The sequence below is a fragment of the Massilia cavernae genome, from assembly GCF_003590855.1.
GTDB classification, from domain to species: Bacteria; Pseudomonadota; Gammaproteobacteria; order Burkholderiales; family Burkholderiaceae_D; genus Telluria_A; species Telluria_A cavernae.
Genome location: NZ_QYUP01000079.1, coordinates 26520 through 45319, shown reverse-complemented (window position 1 = coordinate 45319; position 18800 = coordinate 26520). Strand labels below are relative to the sequence as shown.

General features: G+C 64.4%; 16 protein-coding genes and 2 pseudogenes. 10 read left to right on the top strand and 8 right to left on the bottom strand.

Annotated elements, in window-relative coordinates; genetic code table 11:
- The coding region (locus D3872_RS08100) for an efflux RND transporter periplasmic adaptor subunit (protein WP_502567353.1) at window positions 1-489 on the bottom strand (489 nt) is incomplete at its 3' end.
- A gap of 509 nt (window positions 490-998) precedes the next feature.
- Here D3872_RS08100 and D3872_RS08095 point away from each other — a divergent pair.
- Window positions 999-1298, top strand: a pseudogene (locus D3872_RS08095) (diguanylate cyclase domain-containing protein); the annotation flags it as partial.
- Window positions 1299-1334: 36 nt separating this feature from the next.
- Here D3872_RS08095 and D3872_RS27245 read toward each other — a convergent pair.
- Window positions 1335-1910: an endonuclease/exonuclease/phosphatase family protein gene (locus D3872_RS27245; protein ID WP_307719415.1), complete on the bottom strand. Its 576-nt coding sequence runs from the start codon at window positions 1908-1910 to the stop codon at window positions 1335-1337.
- A gap of 75 nt (window positions 1911-1985) precedes the next feature.
- Here D3872_RS27245 and D3872_RS27240 point away from each other — a divergent pair, with 75 nt between their 5' ends.
- From D3872_RS27240 to D3872_RS08065, 6 genes and pseudogenes are all read left to right on the top strand, one after another.
- A complete protein-coding gene (locus D3872_RS27240; protein ID WP_307719414.1) occupies window positions 1986-2270 on the top strand; it encodes a hypothetical protein in 285 nt (94 codons plus the stop codon).
- A 73-nt stretch (window positions 2271-2343) separates the two neighbouring features.
- Window positions 2344-2829, top strand: a complete 486-nt coding sequence (gene ybaK / locus D3872_RS08085) for a Cys-tRNA(Pro) deacylase (protein WP_119810293.1) — start codon at window positions 2344-2346, stop codon at window positions 2827-2829.
- 127 nt (window positions 2830-2956) lie between these two features.
- Window positions 2957-3699: pseudogene (locus D3872_RS08080) on the top strand (CapA family protein).
- On the top strand, window positions 3660-3920 hold the full coding sequence (locus D3872_RS08075) for a hypothetical protein (protein ID WP_119810291.1): 261 nt from the start codon (window positions 3660-3662) through the stop codon (window positions 3918-3920). Before D3872_RS08080 ends, D3872_RS08075 begins: the two are co-directional and overlap by 40 nt.
- Window positions 3921-4340: 420 nt before the next feature.
- Window positions 4341-5483 (top strand): efflux RND transporter periplasmic adaptor subunit, encoded by a 1143-nt coding sequence (locus D3872_RS08070; protein WP_119810290.1) that lies wholly within the window; start codon window positions 4341-4343, stop codon window positions 5481-5483.
- Complete coding sequence (locus tag D3872_RS08065; protein ID WP_119810289.1) at window positions 5480-8545, top strand: efflux RND transporter permease subunit; 3066 nt, start codon at window positions 5480-5482, stop codon at window positions 8543-8545. Before D3872_RS08070 ends, D3872_RS08065 begins: the two co-directional genes overlap by 4 nt.
- A 52-nt stretch (window positions 8546-8597) precedes the next feature.
- On the opposite strand, the gene D3872_RS08060 is transcribed toward D3872_RS08065, so the two are convergent.
- From D3872_RS08060 to D3872_RS08050, 3 genes are all read right to left on the bottom strand, one after another.
- Window positions 8598-9683 (bottom strand): YncE family protein, encoded by a 1086-nt coding sequence (locus D3872_RS08060; RefSeq protein ID WP_119810288.1) that lies wholly within the window; start codon window positions 9681-9683, stop codon window positions 8598-8600.
- Between the two features lie 407 nt (window positions 9684-10090).
- Window positions 10091-11503: an ATP-binding protein gene (locus D3872_RS08055; protein ID WP_229459223.1), complete on the bottom strand. Its 1413-nt coding sequence runs from the start codon at window positions 11501-11503 to the stop codon at window positions 10091-10093.
- A 2-nt stretch (window positions 11504-11505) separates the two neighbouring features.
- The gene (locus D3872_RS08050; RefSeq protein ID WP_119810287.1) at window positions 11506-12171 is read right to left on the bottom strand and encodes a response regulator; all 666 of its coding nucleotides are present in this window, start codon (window positions 12169-12171) and stop codon (window positions 11506-11508) included.
- Window positions 12172-12566: 395 nt separating this feature from the next.
- On the opposite strand from D3872_RS08050, the gene D3872_RS08045 reads away from it, so the two are divergent.
- Together D3872_RS08045 and D3872_RS08040 are read left to right on the top strand one after the other, a co-directional pair.
- Window positions 12567-13271 (top strand): response regulator, encoded by a 705-nt coding sequence (locus D3872_RS08045; RefSeq protein ID WP_119810286.1) that lies wholly within the window; start codon window positions 12567-12569, stop codon window positions 13269-13271.
- A 1-nt stretch (window position 13272) separates the two neighbouring features.
- Window positions 13273-14739, top strand: a complete 1467-nt coding sequence (locus tag D3872_RS08040) for a sensor histidine kinase (RefSeq protein ID WP_229459222.1) — start codon at window positions 13273-13275, stop codon at window positions 14737-14739.
- Window positions 14740-14787: 48 nt separating this feature from the next.
- On the opposite strand, the gene D3872_RS08035 is transcribed toward D3872_RS08040, so the two are convergent.
- From D3872_RS08035 to D3872_RS08025, 3 genes are all read right to left on the bottom strand, one after another.
- Window positions 14788-15918 carry a PA0069 family radical SAM protein gene (locus D3872_RS08035; protein ID WP_119810285.1) on the bottom strand — a complete coding sequence of 377 codons (1131 nt, stop codon included), beginning with the start codon at window positions 15916-15918 and terminating at the stop codon, window positions 14788-14790.
- A gap of 93 nt (window positions 15919-16011) precedes the next feature.
- The gene (locus D3872_RS08030; RefSeq protein ID WP_119810284.1) at window positions 16012-16653 is read right to left on the bottom strand and encodes a tRNA-uridine aminocarboxypropyltransferase; all 642 of its coding nucleotides are present in this window, start codon (window positions 16651-16653) and stop codon (window positions 16012-16014) included.
- A gap of 89 nt (window positions 16654-16742) precedes the next feature.
- The gene (locus tag D3872_RS08025) at window positions 16743-17318 is read right to left on the bottom strand and encodes an NADPH-dependent FMN reductase (RefSeq protein WP_119810283.1); all 576 of its coding nucleotides are present in this window, start codon (window positions 17316-17318) and stop codon (window positions 16743-16745) included.
- 307 nt (window positions 17319-17625) lie between these two features.
- On the opposite strand from D3872_RS08025, the gene D3872_RS08020 reads away from it, so the two are divergent.
- A complete protein-coding gene (locus D3872_RS08020; RefSeq protein WP_229459221.1) occupies window positions 17626-18798 on the top strand; it encodes an alpha/beta hydrolase family protein in 1173 nt (390 codons plus the stop codon).
- Window positions 18799-18800 lie beyond the last annotated feature (2 nt).

Sequence of the window (18800 nt, the reverse complement as noted above, 5' to 3'; positions counted from 1 at the left end):
GTTCAGTGCGTTGCGTGCGAGGTCGAGCTGGGCCTGGGCCGACTTGACGCTGGCGCGCGCCAGCGCCACCGCGTTGGAGGTGGTGTCGTGCGAGTTCTGCGAAATGTAGTTCTGGGTGAGCAGGGCCTGGCTATTGGCGTTGTTCTTGACCGCCATGTCGAGGCGGGCGTTGGCTTCGTCCAGCGCCGCCTGCTGCTGCGCCACGCGTGCGCGCTGGTCGGCTTGGTCGAGGCGCCAGCACCTGGCCGGCGGATACCGCCATGCTTCCTGCACGGTGGCGCCGGTGACCACGCCCGACACCTTGGACTTGATGGTCGCCTGCGACAGCGGAATGAGCGAGCCGGAAAGCGGGAGATTGACGCGCAGTTCGCCGGTGCCGATGGCGGCCACGTCGCGCGCCGACAATTCATATACCTCAATCTTCGGCCCATCCTTGCCGGCGGCTGCCTGTGCGGCGGCCGGCGCCGCGGGCTTGGCCGGCGGCTTCATCGCATACCAGCCACCGGCGCGATGGCGACCGCGGCCAGCGCGATCGCGGGCGCGCGCCAGCGCTTCCTGGTGGTGGTTTTGATGGAAGGGGCGGCCGGGGCAGGTTTTCGAGTTTCATTTTCGATTTTCTTATCGTGTTCAGTTGAACGGCGGCGGGAGGCGCATGTGCTCCGCCCTGGAAACCAGGATGGAGCCCCAAGCGCATGTTGACACTCTAGAAAAAGCGGCGCCGGCCCGCCATCGGAATGCGACAGGAGGCGCTTTCGGCGCGATGAAATGCAAAAAGCCGGGACAAAACGTCGCAGGATGCTTATCTATTGAACAGCGGAATCAGTCGCGCCGCACCACTTTGTGCTGTCGCAAGCGGCGGGCTTGCGCAGCCGTCGAGAATTGGCATTCCGGCGCGCAGAACGTGACACAGCGCTCCTCTTCATCAAAGGAAATGTTTTGAGTGCCAGCCAGCAATCGTCGCCGGATATGCATGAGCCGGATGGACCTGGACGCGAGGCAATCGAACGGTCAGCCGCCACGGGGGCGACGAGTTCGTGATCATCCTGGCCGACATCGGCGGGGTGGACCAGGCCGCCCATGTTGCCGAGAGCGTGATGCATTCGATTTTGCAGCCGGTGGACGCTGGCACGGTGCGGGCTTCCGTGAGCGTTTCGATCGGCATCAGCATCTATCCGGGCGACGGCACCGATGTCGACACCCTCATGCAGCACGCCGACATCGCGATGTACCACGCCAAGCAGGGCGGCCGCAACGCCTTCCGCTTCTTCAGGCCCGACATGAACGCGCATTCGTCATGAGCGCCGACGAGGCCACGCTTTCAAGCAACCCGGGCCTCACAGGCCTGCATCAATGAGCCCGTGCGTCTCGTCGAACAGGCGGATGCGCGCCAGCACCTGGCCGTGGTCGGAGGCCTCGGGCAGTTCCAGCACCAGGTGGTCGTTCAGGTAGTTCACTTCCACCACTTCGCCGATGGCGTTGGGAAGCGCCGTGTTGAAGTCCTCGGACAGCAGGATATGGTCGATGGTACTGTAGCGGCCCTCGTGCATGCTGCTGAAACCCACGTGGCGCAACCGGTCCTGTGTCCGCTGCAGGTCGTAGGCGTCGAACATGCGGTCGCCCAGCGGCGCGCCGACGCCCTGCACGATGGCGGTGGTGACCGAGTCGGCCACGTCGTTGAAGTCGCCCAGCACCACGCGCGGACGCTTGTTGGCCTTGCCCAGGCTGCTGAGCAGAACGCGCAGGCCGACCGCCTCGGTGCCGCGCCGTACCAGCGAACGCAGGCAGGCCATGGCGTACGCCTGCGTATCGTCGCCGGCGTCGCCGTTGCGGTAGTCGGGGCGGCGCGACTTGAGGTGGACCACCACCACGTCCAGCGTGCAGTCGGGCGACACGACGACAGGCGCATGCACCACCGGCCGCGTGAAGCGTCGGGGTCGCGCATGCCGGCGGGCAGGGCGACCCCGCTGGGGAACAGGCCATAGGCGGTGCCTTCGCCGGCCAGCGGCAACCGCGAGACCAGCGCCACGCTGGGCGTCAGGCGTTCGGCGGCCGGGTCGGGATCGAAACCGACGTGGTGGGCGTTGCGGTATTTGGTCGTGCGCGACAACGCATCCTTCAGCGCCGCCTGCGAGAAGATCTCCTGGAAGCCGATGACGTCGGCGTCCAGCATGTCGATCTGGCGCGCAGTCCAGGCGATCTTCGCCTCGTACTCCGCGGGCGTGGAGGGCAGCAGGTTGTCGTACAGCCTCGCGCCGGCGGGGCGAGGTTGAATACATTGAAGGTGGCAAAGCGAATCTCTTGCTGCATAATAAGACTCCTCAATGAACCTTTAGCGTAACACGCATGGCCCGCAAAGAGCATACTTCCGAGACGCAGGCGACCCAGTTCCTGCGAAAGAACCAGGTTAGCTTCACCGAACACCCCTACGAATACGAAGAACATGGCGGCACCGCGGTGTCGGCGCGCGAGCTTGGCGTGCCGGAGCACGACGTGGTCAAGACCCTCATCATGCAGGACGAGGCGGCGCGCCCGCTGATCGTCCTGATGCATGGCGACTGCAAGGTCTCGACCAAGAACCTGGCGCGCGCCATCCCGTGCAAGTCGGTCGAACCGTGCAAGCCGGAGGTGGCGCAGCGCCATACCGGCTACATGGTGGGCGGCACTTCCCCGTTCGGCACAAAAAAGGCGATGCCGGTCTATGTGGAGGAAAGCATCCTCGCGCTGGAAAAGATCTATATCAACGGCGGGCGGCGCGGCTATCTGATCGGCATCGACCCGCAGGTGGTCGTGGCGCTGCTGGGCGCCAGGGCGGTGCAGTGCGCCTTGTAAGGCCCGATTCGCCGTGCTCCGCTTGACGCGGAGGGGCATTTTTTGAAATCATGGGCCAACGTCCCTATGATTGAACGCCGCCGTGTTATCCGATTCCGTCCCTGGCCCCGACCCGCGGGTGCGCCTGATGCTGGGCGGCGACGTCATGCTCGGGCGGCTGGTCGGCAAGGCGATCCAGCGCTTCGGCCCGCACTATCCGCTGAGCGGCGTCGCGCCGCTGATGAGCAAGGCCGACCTCACCATCGTCAATCTGGAATGCGCGATCACGTCTTCCACCCGCGAATGGCATGGGGCGCCGAAGGCTTTCTACTTCGGGGCGCCGCCTGCTGCCGTGCATGCGCTGACCGACGCCGGGGTTGACCTCGTCAGCCTGGCCAATAACCATGCCCTCGATTACGACGTCGAAGGCCTGCTCGACACCATGAAGTACCTGCGCGCCAGGGGCATCGGGTGGGCCGGCGCAGGCAATTCCATCGATGAGGCGCGGGCGCCGGTGTTCGCTGAGCGCAACGGCTTGCGCTTCGGCATGGCCGCCCTTTGCGACCACCAGGTGGACTTTGCAGCCGGCGTGCGCCGGCCCGGCACCACCTATGTGGACCTCGACGACGAACCGGCCGCGCTGGCGCTGATGCGCAAGCTGCTCGAGCCCATCCAGCAAGCGAAGGCCGACTGGCCGATCCTGTCGCTGCACTGGGCCCGAACATGGTGTCCGAGCCTTCGCGCAAGTTCCGGCGCATCGCGCACGCCGCCATCGACATGGGCTGGAGGATACTGTTCGGGCACAGCGCGCATGTCTTCCATGGCATCGAGCTGTACGGGGCTGCCCGATCGTGTATGCGGCGGGCGACCTGGTCGATGACTACTATATAGACCCGGAGTTCAGGAACGACCACCAGCTGCTGTTCGAACTGGAGCTCGGCCGCGCTGCCCTCCGGCGGATCGGCCTGCATCCGGTGCTGATTGCCGACTGCCAGGCCAGGCTCGCGGGCGGCGCGCACTTCGGCTACATCGCCAAGCGCATGACCGGCCTTTGCGCGGAGATGGGAACGCGGGTGCGCACGGACGGCGGAAAGCTGTGGATCGAACCCTGAGGCGGTTGCGGGGCCGATATAATCGGCAGTGGCGTCCTCGCGTCTGTATATAATCACGCGCGGTCCGAATGACCGCGTCATAAAAAAGAGAGACTACTTGACATCCTCCCCTTCGTGAACGAAAGGGGATTCCCACTGCTGGCGTCTGATCCCCAGACGGAAGCCGGACTGAAAGACCCCAGCTTCTTATTCAATCCGCAGGATATCTCTCGACCTCGCCTAAGGCGACTGCGGATTGGAAAAAGCGGTACTGGTAAATCATGCCCCAGCGCGTAATCGCATACTGAAGCACTTATGGAGTTTGACCGTGGACCAACATCAAAGTTCAAAACATTTTTTCACTTGGACGGCTGCGGGCGCTTCGCGCCCGGCTCCTTTCACTCCCTGCCCTGAAGTACAGGGTTTCTCGGAGCAATTCTGATGAAAAAAACCACCGCCGCATCGGCACTGGTGCTTGCCGCGGGCAGCGCCGCCCTCCTCGCATGGATGGCGCAAGCGGGCGGCGCAGCGCCGCCCAAGCCCCCCAAACCCGCCCCCCTGGTCAGCACGGCCGTGGTCCACCCGCGCGGCGAGGCACTGGAACTGAGCCTCGAAGGACATGTCCGGGCGCTGAGCCAGGTCGACATCCGGTCCCAGCTGACCGGCACGATACGCTCGGTACACTTCCGGGAAGGCGAGCTGGTGCGCGCCGGAGAGCTGCTGTTCATGCTTGACGACAGCAGCCACAGTGCCCAGCTGGCGCGGGCACGCGCCCAGACCGCTCAGATCAAGGCCGAGCTGATCGACGCCCAGCGCAAGCTGGAGCGCTCGCTCCAGATGGTCCAGTCAGGATTCATTTCCGCCAACGCATCCGAAACGCTGGAGGCGCGGGTAGCGGAGCTGCAGGCGCAGCGCGCAGCGGCCCAGGCCGAGATCGCAAGCGCCCGCATCCAGCTCGAACGTACCAGGATCAGCGCCCCGATCGACGGCCGGACCGGCGCGGTCAATGTCCACCCCGGCAGCCTGGTGCAAGCCGGGGCCGGCGCCCCCCTGGTCACGCTGGTCCAGCTCGATCCGGTCGGCGTCGCCTTCGCCTTGCCGGAGCCGCAGCTGGACGCCTTGCGCGATGCGCAACGGCGCGGCAAGGCCACGGTGACGCTGGACGAGCCGAACGGAGCGGCGGCCGCGGCGCCGCAGCGCCGGGTTGGCCAGCTGACCTTCATCGACTCCAGCGTCGATCCAGCCAGCGCCACCATCGCCGTCAAGGCGAGTTTCGCCAATCCCGGCCATGCGCTATGGCCCGGCGCCTTCGCGCGCGTGGTGGTGGGACTAGGTACGGTGCCGGACGCCTCGGTGCTGCCGGCCCATGCGGTGCTCGACGGGCCGGACGGCCACTTCGTCTACGTCATCGGCAGCGGCGGCAAGGCCGAGCGGCGCGCGGTCGCCATGCTGCGGATCCGCCAGCAGCAGGCCATCGTCACCGGCTTGGGCGAGGGCGAACGGGTTGTGATCGACGGGGGCGCCAAGGTGCGCGAGGGTAAAGCGGTGCGCATTGCGCGGGCCGGTATGGGAGGACGCCAATGAACATTCCTGAATTCTGCATGCGGCGCCCGATCGCCACCATGCTGCTGTGGCTGAGCGCCAGCGTGGCCGGCATCGCGAGCTGGAAGCAGCTGCCGATCTCCGCCCTGCCCGACTACGACACCCCGACGCTGCAGGTCACCGGCCGCCTGACCGGGGCAAGCCCGGAGACCATGTCGGTGTCGGTCGCCACGCCGCTGGAAAAGGAATTCTCATCGATTCCGGGCCTGACCGGCACCACCTCCACCAGCGTCCAGGGCGAGACCAAGATCACCCTCGAATTCGAAGCCTCGCGCAATATCGACGCCGCCGCCGGCGATGTACAGGCCGCGCTGTTCCGGGTCTCGCGTTCGCTACCGGCGGAAATGACCTCGCCGCCCTCCTACAAGAAGCTCAACCCGGGCGACGCCCCGGTCCTGCTGATCGGTCTTTCCTCGCCGACGCTGCAACTTTCCGAGCTGAACGGCTTTTCCGACAACCTGATCGTCCCGTCCCTGTCGGCGGTTCCCGGCGTGGCACAGGTCACCGTCACCGGACAGAAGCGATACGCCGTGCGGATCGGGATCGACCCGCAACGCCTGGCGGCGGCAGACCTGACGATAGATGAAGTGGCGGCGGCACTCAAGGGCGCGAATGCCAATACGCCGGTCGGCCAGCTTGACGGCAAGCGCCAGATGCTGATGCTGCAAATGGCCGGCGGCCTGAGGAAAGCGAGCGATTTCGGCGCGCAAGTGATCGCCACCCGCAACGGCCATACCTTGCGCCTGCGCGACGTTGCCACCGTCGAGGACAGCATCGAGAACGCCCAAAACAGCAGCAATATCGACGGCGCCAGTGCGATCCTGCTCACCGTCCAGCGCCAGCCCGGCGCCAACACCGTTGCCACCATCGACGCCATCCGCGCGCTGCTGCCGCGCCTGCAGGAAAAGATGCCTGCCTCGGTCAGGGTGCGGCTGCTGAGCGACCGTTCGCTGTCGATCCGCGACGCCATGCACGACGTCCATATTACGATCATGCTCACCATCGCGCTGGTGATCATGGTGATCCTACTGTTCCTGCGCAGCGTGGCGGCCACGGTGATCGCGGCCATCAGCCTGCCCCTGTCGCTGCTCGGCACCTTCGGGCTGATGTCGCTGCTCGGCCTGAGCCTGAACAACATATCGCTGATGGGCATCACAATCGCGGTCGGCCTCGTGGTAGACGATGCCATCGTGGTACTCGAAAATATCATCCGGTACATCGAACAAGGCCTGCGCCCCGTGGAGGCGGCCTTGCGCGGCGCGCGCGAAGTCAGTTTCACCGTCGTGTCGATCTCGGTGTCGCTGGTTGCCGTTTTCATTCCCATCTTTTTCATGCCGGGTACGATCGGCCTGCTGTTCCACGAGTTCGCGATCGTCGTATCGCTGGCGATCCTGGTATCGGCCTGCGTCGCGCTGACCCTGATCCCGCTGTTGGCTCCGTTGCTGATCGGAAAACATAGCGGCCACGGCGGCGGCAAGCGCTTCGAGGCCGCGTTCGCCTGGGTCCAGCGCTGCTACCTGGCGCGGCTCGACTGGGCGCTGCGCCACCGCGGCGTGGTGCTCTCGGTTGCGCTGGCGACATTCGGCCTGACAGCCGCCTTGTATATCGCCGCACCCAAGGGCTTCTTCCCGCAGGAGGACATCGGTCAGATCCAGGCTACCGTCGAAGGCCCGCAGGACATGTCCTTCCTCGGCCGCCTCGACGCGGTCACGCGGATCGAGGCCAGCCTGTTGGACGACCCGGCCATCGAGTCGATCGCGACCAAGGTCGACCACGATACCAACGGTTTGACCATCACCCTCAAGCCGCGCGGCGAACGGCCGCCGATGAGCGAGGTACTGACGCGCCTGCGCAAGGACACGGCATTCCTGCCCGGGATCCAGGTGCTGTTCAGCCCTGTTCAAAACCTCAAGATCGGCGGGCGCAGCTCCAAGTCGACTTACCAGTACACGCTGCAGGCGGTTGGCGGCGGCGACCTGGACGAATGGGCCAGCCGGCTGATGGCGGCGATGCGCGAATCGGAGGTGTTCGTCGGCGTCAACAGCGACTCGCAGAAGAACGGCCTGCAGGTCCTGATCGATGTCGACCGCGACAAGGCAGCGCAGTTGGGCGTCGAACTGGCCGGCATCCGCAGCAGCCTGTATGCAGCCTTCGGACGGCGCCAGGTGTCGACCATCTACGCACCGGAAGACAGCTACAAGGTGATCATGGAGGTGGCCGAGGCCAGGCGCAGCGACGAAAGCGACCTCGCCGCCATCCATGTGCGCGCGAACAGCGGCACGCTGGTGCCGTTGTCGGCACTGGCGCGGGTACGTCGCCAGCCCGGCACGATGGCGGTCAATCACCAGGGACAACTGGCGGCCGTGACGATTTCGTTCGACCTGCGGCCAGGGAAATCCCTGTCCGACGCCGGCACGGCAATCGAGGCGGCGCGCGCCGCGGTCAAGATGCCGCAGTCCGTGTTCGGCGCCTTTGCCGGCCTTGCGGCGGTATTCGACAAGGCCCAGTCGACCCAACTGTGGCTGATCCTGGTTGCGGTCGCCACCATCTATGTGGTGCTAGGCATGCTGTATGAAAGCTGGATCCATCCGGTCACGATCCTGCTCGGCGTGCCGTCGGCGGCGCTGGGCGCCCTGCTGGCACTACGCCTGTGCGGGCTCGAACTGACCTTCATCGCGATGATCGGCATCCTGCTGCTGGTCGGCGTGGTCAAGAAAAACGCCATCATGATGATCGACTTCGCGCTTGACGCGCAGCGCCGGCACGGGGCCACGCCCGAGCAGGCGATCCGCTCGGCCTGCGAGCTGCGCTTCCGGCCGATCATGATGACCACGCTGTGTGCGCTGCTGGGGGCCTTGCCGATCGCGCTGGGCATCGGCGCCGGCGCGGAACTGCGCCAGCCGCTGGGCGTGACGGTGGTGGGCGGCCTGCTGGTCTCCCAGGTCATCACCCTGTTCATCACGCCGGTATTGTATCTCTGGTTCGAGGCTGTGAACCGCCGCACCAGCGTAACGCTGCTGCCGGCCGGTTCGGGAACTGCCTGAGAAGGGAGGGAAAGGCAATGGCGCCGCATGACACGCGGCGCCGCCAACGAGCTTACTTGCGGGAGTAGGTCATCACCGTGAAGGTGTTGGGGAAGAAGGTATTGGCATAGAACGGCGATACCGTGGTGGTGATCTTCCTGGCGTGGTCGGCGCTGCCTTCGGCGGCGAACGAATACAGCTTCTTGGTCTTGCTGTGCAGCGCAATGGTGCGCACGCTGGCACGGGTGCCGAGCGACTCGACCGGACGGTAGCTGTCGGGGCCCTGCTGCTCAAAGATGTTGATGACCGCGTTGACGCTGTTCGACAGGATAATCCGCTTGAGGTCGGCATCGTAGATCACGCCGTCGTTGCCGCCGCCGACTTCATGGGTGTAGATAATGGCGCCGTTGGTCGAATTCATGACCGCGAACGAAGGCTTCACCTCGCCCCGTCCACGGCAACCCAGGAAAATCCGGTCGGTCGCAGGGTCGATCGCCAAGCCGTTGGTCTGGCCGCATCCGGGCGTGGACCAGGTCGCGGTGACCTTCAGGTTCTTCAGGTCGATGCGGAACACCTTGTCCTGGTCGCGCGCGGTCAGGAAGTAGTTGCCCTTGCCATCGGAGTCGGCATGCTCCGGCTTGATCGACGGCACGCGGATGGTGCCGACGACATTCAACGCGGGCGCTTGCAGCACGACCAGGTCAGTGCCGCCATCCTTGTCGCCGGCCACGTTGACAAGCAGGCGCTTGGTGAGCGGATCGTAGTGGCTGGTGTCGAGCTCCGAGCTGAGCTTGATCGAAGGCCGGGCTTCCAGCGTCGACAGCTTGAACGGGGTGATCGAGCCGTCCTCGTTGTTGGAAATGCCGAGGTCGAATTCCGGCATCAGGGTGGCGCCGTTGGACGAGCCGGCGACGGTGTGGTCGACCACCTTGATCACCTTGCCGCTGGCCAGGTCGAACACTTTCAGGCCCTCTTTCCGGTGGCCGATGAACAGGCGGCCGCGCGCCTCGTCGATGGAAAGGTAATCCCAGCTCGAGCCGGTGCCGGGGATCGGGGTCGCGCTTTCGAGGTGCCAGCCGTCGAAAGCCAGCGCACCCTGGGACAAGGTAAGGCCCGCTACCAGCAGGGCGATCGGGGTAAGGCGGGGGTTCAGTTTCATGTACGGATCCTTTTTGACTAGTCGGGTTGAAGACAATCGCCACATTGACAGCCAATCCTGAAGGCAACCTGAAGCCATCCTGAACGAGTTTTAAGCGCGGCCGCGCCGGAGCAAACTGAATAAATATTCAGGTAAATGACAGGGAGGATTCAGCTCGCTGGCTCATCGTTCGCCTGTCCCCCGCCATCGCCAGGCGTCCCGCCAATCTCGAAAAAAAGGCCCTCCCCGTGCAGACAATGACACCCGCCCCGATGAAGTCCCGCGCAGCAGTGCCGGCGCGGCCAGCGGCCGTCACGACCGTAGCGGCGCCCGGACGGGGGTAAAGCCATGGCATCCGCCGTTCTGCTATGCCTGCCGCTGGTGTGCGTACCGGCGTTCGCCGCGTATAGCTGGTACCTGGCCAGGAACTAGGCCGCGAGTGCGGGAATCTCGATGACCACGTGCAGCCCGCGGTCGTTCGGACCATGCGTGGCAAAAATCCGCCCCTTGTGCAGGCCGACGATGCTGCGGCAGATCGCCAGCCCCAGGCCGCTGCCCTTGTAGCCGCTTTCCTGCGGCTGGTGGCGCACGAAGCGCTCGAACATCTGTTCGTGTTTGTCGGCTGGCAGGCCGGGGCCTTCGTCCTCGACTCGCAATACCCACTTGCCGTCGGCCAGCATGGATCGCAGCGTGACGTGCGAGCCAGCGGGAGAAATGTGCAGGGCGTTGGATAACAGGTTGAGCAGCACCTGGCGCATCCGCTTGTCGTCGAACTGCACCGGGCCTTCGCCGTCATGGGTATATGCGAAGCGCACCTGGTGGTGTTCGGCCAGCACCTTGGCATCCTGCGCGAAGGCGTGCAGGAAGCGCGCCGGATTGGCTTCGACCATCTGGAAGTGCACGCCGCGTGCTTCCACGCGCGACAGGAACAGCAGTTCTTCAACGATCTGGTCGAGCCGCGCCAGTTCCTCCAGCTGGACCTGGATCGATTCCTGGTGCGCAGCGCTGGCCGTACCGTCCAGCAGCATCTTTTCGCCCAGCAGGCGCAGCAGCGAAAGGGGCGTCTTCAGTTCATGCGACACTTCGGCCGCAAAGTGGCGGATGTTGTTGAAGGAGAATTCGAGCCGGTCGAACATCTGGTTCAACATGTGCGCCAGGTCCGATACTTCGTCGCGCACTTCGGAGACCTCGATACGTTCGCTCAGGTTGTCGGACCGGATACGGTTTGCGGTTTCGCTGATCTTGCGGATCGGCCGCAGCGCCAGCTGGCTCAGGCAGTATCCGATCACGCCGCTGGCCACCAGCATCGTGCCAAACAGGGCCAGGCACACTTCCGCATAGCCTTCCATCACGTTGTGCACGGTGCGCAAGGGCGTGGCGACATTCACGTCGATCGGGCCGAGAATGAACTCGCCAACCCTGACGTCGCCGATACCTTCCACATGGCTGTTGAAAAAGCGCTCGCCCTTGACGTCCGGGATCACGCGTCCCCGGATGTTCGTCGACTGGAAGATGGTGCCGCGGCCCGGGCTGTGTACATCAATATAGAACAGCACCGCGGCATGGTCGGTCACCTTGCGCAGCCGCTCCTCCAGCGCCGCCGGATCGAGCTTGTCGTCTTCAAGGTGCAGGTGCGACTTGACCTGTTCGAACTGGGCGGTGGTCAACAGGTCGAGGCCGTGGATCAGGTGGCGTTCCAACAGCTGGTAGCCGGCGGCGAACAGGCAGCTCAGCGTGGCCGCCGTCGCCAGCGTGTACCAGATCGCCAGCCGGACGCTGACCGACCTGAAACGCAGCGCGAACGGCGCAAGGCGCTTGTCCATGGCGGAACGCGCGGCCACGCTCATACCAGCTGGTAGCCGACGCCGCGGATGGTCCGGAACAGCGGCCGGTCCGGAATCGTGTCGACCTTGGTGCGCAGGCGGCTCATATACACGTCCAGCAGGTTGGTATCGACATCGTAGTGCGCCGCCCAGATCTTTTCCGAGATCAGGGTGCGCGGCAGGATGCGGCCGGCGTTCTGCATGAAGATCTCCAGCAGCGCGAACTCGCGGCTGGTCAGGTCCACGGTCTGGCCATCGATATGCACCATGTGGCCGAGCAGGTCGAGGCGCACGTTGCGATGCTCCAGCACGGTGTCCTTGGCCGACGAGTGGCGCCGCATCAGCGAACGTATCCGGGCCAGCAGCTCCTCCAGGCTGAATGGCTTGGGCAGGTAGTCGTCCGCGCCAAGATCGAGCCCCTTGATGCGGTCCTCTACATTGTCGCGCGCGCTGAGGATCAGCACCGGCTCGTTGAAGCCACTCTTGCGCCATTCGCGCAGCAGCTCCAGTCCGTCGCCGTCGGGCAGTCCCAGGTCCAGGATAATCGCATCGTAGGCGGTTTCGCACAACGCATCGCGCGCCTCCTGGCAGGAGCCCACCCAGCAAACGGTATAGGCATGCTCGGCCAGTCCCTGTTTCAGGAAGCGGCCGAGGCGTTCCTGGTCTTCGACGATAAGCACTTTCATTTTTTTGTCCCCTTGATCTTGTCGGTCTATGAGCCGAAATTTATTCAGTGGCAATGGCGGGAGCTACTGCGGCGGCGACCTTGTCGAGGCGCGGCGCCGCCCAGGGGGATGGGGAAAGTGCATGGCACGGGAGGGTGCCCGCGTTGCCGTGGCGACGGACGCGAGGGAAAATCTGGTCATGATGCATTCCTTGCTCTAGGGTCGTTAGCCCGATTTTGTAGTGGACTGCTTTGTCTCTGGGGGTCACTATAGGGCTGCTTTCCTTTCAATTGCCTTTCAACGCTTTCGATGTTTCCGAACTGCCACGCCGGTGGAAAATTATTCTTACATCTACTAACGGCAATATCGAAACTGGGCATACACTTCCTCCATCCAAACGCCCACGCTGATAAAACATGCGGATTTTGCTAGTTGAAGACAATATCGAGCTCTCGCGCTGGCTGTCGAAGGCGCTGCACGACTCCAACCTTGCGGTGGAATGCGCCTTTAACGGCGCCGATGCCGACGCCCTGCTGCACACCCAGGAATATGCGCTGGTCATCCTCGACATGACCCTGCCCAAGATGGACGGTCTGGAAGTGCTGCGCCGGCTGCGCGCCCGTCCCGGTGCCCGCGGCAAGACACCGGTCATGATCCTGACCGCGCGCGGCGGCCTGGAAGAACGGGTGCAAGGCCTCAATTCCGGCGCGGACGACTACCTCTCCAAGCCGTTCGAACTGACCGAGCTCGAAGCGCGGGTCAAGGCGCTGCTGCGGCGCAGCCATGGCGGCGAAGCGCTGGTTCATTCCTGTGGCGCACTCAGCTTCGATACCGTGAGCCGCATGTTCGCCTATGCCGGCGCACCACTGGCGCTGACGCCGCGCGAGCATGCGGTACTCGAGGCGCTGATCACGCGCTCAGGGCGGGCCGTGTCCAAGCAAAAGCTGTTCGATGAAGTGTTCGCGCTGGAGGCCGATGCCAATATCGATGCGATCGAACTGTATATCCACCGCATCCGCAAGAAGCTCGAATCGGCGGCGCCGGATGCGGCGGCGATCGTGACCCTGCGCGGCATCGGCTACCTGTTGCAGGTACGCGGCGCCGACGCCAGCACGGCCTGACGTGACTACGCTGCCACCCGTCATCCGGAACAAGCACGGCGGCCCGGCACGCCTGGGCAGCCTGCGCTCGCAACTGCTGCGCTGGCTGCTGGTGCCGCTGCTGCTGCTTACCTGCCTGAACGCGGTGTCGGTGTATTTCAACGCCATCGACGCCGCCGACCTGGCTTACGACCGTTCGCTGCTGGCGTCGACCCGTGCGCTGGCCGAGCGGGTCGCCATCAAGGACGGAAAGGTGGTCGCCGACGTGCCCTACGTCGCCCTCGACAGCTTCGAAACCGATACGCTGGGACGGATTTTCTACAAGGTAAGCGGGCTCGATGGGGAGCTGGTGTCGGGCTACGACGACCTGCCGCCGGTGCCGGCCAACGTGCCGCGCTCGGAAGCATACCCGGCGCTGGTGCGCTTCTATCACGCCGACTACAACGGGGAGCCGGTGCGCATCGCCGCGCTGCTGCAGCCGGTCTACGACGATTCGATGCGCGGCATCGCCCTGATCCAGGTCGGCGAAACGCTGAATGCGCGCCAAGCCCTGTCGCGCAAGATCCTGGCCGAGACGCTGGCCTGGCAAGCCGCCTTCCTGCTAGCCACCGGCACCCTCATCTGGTTTGCCGTCAGGCTGGTATTGCGCCCGCTGATGCGTCTCAAGCACGAGGTCGAAACGCGCGCCGTCTCGGACCTGTCGGATGTCGACGAGGCGCTGGTGCACAGGGAAGTGCGCCCGCTGGTGGCGGCGATGAACCACACCATGACGCGGTTGCAGAACCTGATCGCCAGCCAGCGCCGCTTCATCGCCGATGCCTCGCACCAGCTGCGCACGCCCCTGACCATCTTGAAGACGCAGGCGCAACTGGCATTGCGCGAAAACGACGTGGCGGCAATGCGCGAGATCGTTTCCTCCATCTCTGTCACCACCGACTCAGCGATTCACCTTGCGAATCGCCTGCTGACGCTCGCGCGCATCGAGCATGGCAGCGAAGTTGCCGCCATGGGGCCGGTGTCGCTGAACGAGATAGTGCAGCAGGTCGGGCTGGAACTGGCGCTCGCGGCCGTCAACAAGAACATCGACCTGTCGCTGGAGGCGCCCGATAGCAAAGCCATCATCTTCGGCCACGGCCTGATGCTGCACGAACTGGTGTCCAACCTGCTCGACAATGCGATCCGTTACACGCCGCAGGGCGGGCGCGTATCCATGCGGCTCGAAGTGCTAGACGAAGGCCGGGGCACGCTGTTCGAAGTCATCGACAGTGGGCTTGGGGTACCGGAACATGAGCGGGACAAGATCTTTACGCCCTTCTACCGTGTGCAAGCGGCCATGGAAACCAATCCGGTTGGGACCGGCCTGGGCCTTGCGATCGTCCATGACATCGTCGCATTGCACGGTGCCGGCATTACCTTGCACGACGGCCCGGGCGGACAAGGCCTGAGGGTGAGCATACTATTTCCTTCCTACGGCCCCGAAGCGCAATGAGCAACGCGCGCATACATCTCAAAAATCCGCACATTGTCACGACCCTGCTCAGGAAAACAGGTCCAACTGTCCGGTTGCGTTACCCGTCTGTTTGCCAACCGATGTCGGCACCACCAGCGGCTTTTGGAAGCGCGAGGTATCCAGCTCCGCGAAACGCCCGCTGGTCATGTTCATGCCAAGCCGCTTGACCGCCTTTTCAAAGCGCTGACGGATCAGGTCGGCCCACACGCCCTCCCCGTGCATGCGCTGGCTGAAATCGCTGTCGTAATCCTTACCGCCGCGCATTTCACGCACGCGGTTCATCACGCGCTGCGCGCGGTCGGGGAAATGGGCCTGCAACCATTCCTGAAACAGCGGGTTGACTTCCCATGGCAGCCGCAGCACGACATAGTGCGCGCTGACCGCGCCAGCCTCGCACGCGGCCTCGAGCACCTTTTCAAGCTCAGGCTCGGTCACGAACGGAATGACAGGCGCCACGCTCACGCGAACAGGAATGCCCGCCTCGGCCAGCGTGCGGATCGTCCGCAAGCGCCGCGCAGGCGCCGCCGCGCGGGGTTCCAGCGTGCGCGAAATGTCAGGGTCCAGCGTGGTCAGCGTGATGGCGGCGATGGCCTGGTTGCGCGCGGCCATCGGCACCAGCAGGTCGATGTCGCGCTCGATCAGTGAATTCTTGGTGATCATCGCCACAGGATGCTCGCACTCATCCAGCACTTCAAGCACCCGGCGGGTGATGCGGAACTCGCGCTCGCACGGTTGGTAGGCGTCGGTGTTGACGCCAACGGCAATCGGTTCCGGCACATACGAGGGCCTGGCCAGCTCGCGCCGCAGCAAGTCCGGGGCATTGACCTTGGCGAACAGGCGGCTTTCGAAATCCAGTCCCGGCGACAGCCCGAGATAGCTGTGCGTGGGCCGTGCGAAACAATAAATGCAGCCGTGCTCGCACCCCCTGTAGGGATTCAGAGATACGTTGAAGGGAAGGTCGGGCGAGGCGTTGCGGGTGAGGATGGTCTTGGCGAATTCGTCCGTGACTACCGTTTTGAATGGCGCGGGTTCGTCGTCTTCGTCGTCATGTACCCAGCCGTCGTCGAACGATTCGCGGCCGTTGACCTCGTAGCGGCCCTGGATGTTCGATACCGCCCCGCGCCCCTTCCTTGCCGCGAGCGGACGCGGAGGCAGCATGACGTGCTCTTCTACATTTTCGTCGGGACCTCGCATGGAAGCACCTCATGACTGTACATTCATACAGTATTCTACGCCGCCGCCCCACGCTAATCAAGCGCGCTTGATGGCGTGTTGCACAGCAGCCTCCTCATAGCGCCCGACGAAGCGCTCGAAGGCGTCGAGCACGGGCTGGAACCGTTCGCCATCCTGTTCGAGCTGCATCAACGCGTAGCAGGTTGCCTCCAGCGTCGACAGCTGGTCGGGCGCATGCGCCTTGCGGATTCGGTATAGCGAGGGCGGCACTTGGCTCAGCGGCAGCCGCGGCAGCCCTTGCAGCAGTGGATTCAGATAGAGCATCTTGCGGCTCTTGCGCCATGTGCCGTCCAGCACCACCAGCCGCAGCGACGCAGGATCGTCGCGCCAGCGGCTGTCGAAAGCGGGCGGCGCAACCAGGCCGAGCGACCGTTCATCCGGCGTCTCCGGATACAGCAGCACGGGCCTGCGTCCGCCGCCGTACAGCAGCTCATGCAGCGCGCCCTCCGCGAAGGTCTCGCCGCTTGCTATCCGGCTGCCCGCAAGGCACAGGTGCAGCAGCTGCGCGCTGCCCTTCGCGTTGCCCGTTTCCATTGGATGCTGCAGCACCAGAAGCTCGACCGCGGCCGATACCCGCGTCACAAACGGGCAAATGCAGGTCGCGCCAGGACGCAGGCAGGCCGCGCACATGGCGCGCTTTGGCGGGGATGGTTCAGGCATCGGGTCGGTGCAGGCATCGGGTCGGTGCAGGCAGGCGCGAATGGCGCACACCTGCTCGGGAAATGAAGTGGCCCGATTATAACAAGCGGCTATCCGCCAGCCGCCTTGCGCTCCCTGACCGGTTTCAGCGCGCCCGCCCACGACACCACTTCGTCCAGCATGGCCGTCACCGTTTTCTCATGATGCTGGCCAGGCTTGAAGGTTGTGTAGTTCTCGAAATCGGAATGCAGCGACAGCATCACCTGCACACGCACATCGGCGATCTTGATTTCGCCCATCACCAGGCGCAGGCTTTCCACCGCGCGCGCACCGCCCGCGCTGCCATAGCCGACGAAACCGGCAGCCTTATTGTTCCATTCGGCGAACAGGAAGTCGATCGCGTTCTTCAGCGCGCCGGAAATGCCATGGTTGTATTCGGGCGTCACGAAGACGAAGCCGTCGTACGTGGCGATCTTCGCAGCCCACGCCTTGGTGTGCGGCTGGGAATACTTCCCCATCGCCGGCGGCACCGGTTCGTCCAGCAGCGGCAGGTTGAAGTCCTGGATGTCGACCAGTTCGTAGGCCGCGTCGTTGCGCAGCTTGGCGATTTCCATCACCCACTTGGCCACGTCCAAAGCCTTTCGTCCTGGCCGTGTACTTCCGACAATCACGCCGATCCTGATCATGGCACTCCCCTCTCCGGGCTATTAATCGTTTGAAAATTGTAAAAGAAGCAGCCAACAAGGCGCGCCGCGTTGTCTTGTTTACAGGCTTTCCTTGAAGGCACTGACAAGCCGATAACGAAGCTCGCGTTGTAACAAAATATTTCCGGAAACGATGCACAGAATTATCAATCGGGTATTGCTCCCAAAAAATCGCGTGCCTAGAATCATTACATTCCAATCGGAAATCGATGTCCGGGAGTTCGTTATTTTTACCGCTACGCCTCGTCTCCGCACCGCCGCACGCCGCATCGCATCAGCAGGCGTTGCCGTGCTCGCATTGCTTCCGGCCTTGTCGGTCGAGCAGGAACTGCCGCTCGATCCGCGCCTGAATGAGCAAGTCATCATGATCCCGGCCGGCGGCCGCGATGAAGCGATGCTCCAGACGACAATCTACCGCCCTCCCGGCGACGGGCCGTTCCCGCTGCTGGTCATCAACCACGGCAAGGAAGCCGGCGAACCGCGCAACCAGGCGCGCGACCGCTTCGTGTTCATGGCCACCGCCTTCGTCAAGCGCGGTTACGCCGTGATAGTGCCGATGCGCCGCGGCTTCTCCAACTCCACCGGCAAGTACGTCGACCATGGCTGCGACATGCGCGCCAACGGCCACGGCCACGCCGACGACATCAGGGCCGCCATCGACTACGCCCGCACGCAGCCGTGGGTAGACGACGACCGTATCGTGGTAGCGGGCCAGTCGTACGGCGGCCTTGCCACCATCGCGATGGGCACGGAGGCGATTCCGGGTGTGCGTGGCTTGATCAATATCGCGGGCGGGCTGCGCGACGACGGCGCCAACTGCGACTGGCGCGCGGAACTGGTGAACGCGTTTGCCAACTATGGCGCGCACAACAAGATCGCCAGCCTGTGGATGTACGGGTTTAACGACTCGCTGTTCGGCCCCAACCTTGCGGCGCGCATGCATGACGCGTTCGTGAGGTCGGGTGGTCAGGCGCGCCTGGTGGCCTTCGGGCCGTTCAAGCGCGATTCGCACGGGATGATCGCCAGCCGCGATGGCGAGAAAGTGTGGTGGCCGGATACCCAGCGCTTCCTGCAGGAGATCGGGATGCCGACCGAGGAGGTATACAGCGTGGCGGAGGCGCCAACGCTGCCGCGCACGGATTATGCGCTGGTCGATGAGATCGATGCGGTGCCTTACCTGACGGACGATGGGCGCGCGGCGTATCGCGAGTATTTGACCAAGATGACGCCGCGGGCGTTTGCGGTGTCGCCGAACGGGGCCTGGAGCTGGGGCGAGGAAGGCGAGGCGCCGGAGAAGCGTGCGCTGGCGGCTTGTGCGAAGAGCAGCGGGCAGCCGTGCAAGCTGTATTCGGTGGACGACTATGTAGTGTGGGAAGGGACGCGCAAGGTGCCGGGCGACGCAGGTGGTGGGCAGTTGGCGTCGGCCGGACACGGGGTAGTTGGGGCGGACGGCGGGCCTTGACG

Coding starts and splice junctions, on each gene's coding strand:
- D3872_RS08065 (WP_119810289.1), top strand. CDS start 5,480: ATGAACATTCCTGAATTCTGCATGCGGCGCCCGATCGCCACCATGCTG.
- D3872_RS08070 (WP_119810290.1), top strand. CDS start 4,341: ATGAAAAAAACCACCGCCGCATCGGCACTGGTGCTTGCCGCGGGCAGC.
- D3872_RS08035 (WP_119810285.1), bottom strand. CDS start 15,918: ATGCTGCCTCCGCGTCCGCTCGCGGCAAGGAAGGGGCGCGGGGCGGTA.
- D3872_RS08025 (WP_119810283.1), bottom strand. CDS start 17,318: ATGATCAGGATCGGCGTGATTGTCGGAAGTACACGGCCAGGACGAAAG.
- D3872_RS08045 (WP_119810286.1), top strand. CDS start 12,567: ATGCGGATTTTGCTAGTTGAAGACAATATCGAGCTCTCGCGCTGGCTG.
- D3872_RS08060 (WP_119810288.1), bottom strand. CDS start 9,683: ATGAAACTGAACCCCCGCCTTACCCCGATCGCCCTGCTGGTAGCGGGC.
- D3872_RS08050 (WP_119810287.1), bottom strand. CDS start 12,171: ATGAAAGTGCTTATCGTCGAAGACCAGGAACGCCTCGGCCGCTTCCTG.
- ybaK (WP_119810293.1), top strand. CDS start 2,344: ATGGCCCGCAAAGAGCATACTTCCGAGACGCAGGCGACCCAGTTCCTG.
- D3872_RS08030 (WP_119810284.1), bottom strand. CDS start 16,653: ATGCCTGAACCATCCCCGCCAAAGCGCGCCATGTGCGCGGCCTGCCTG.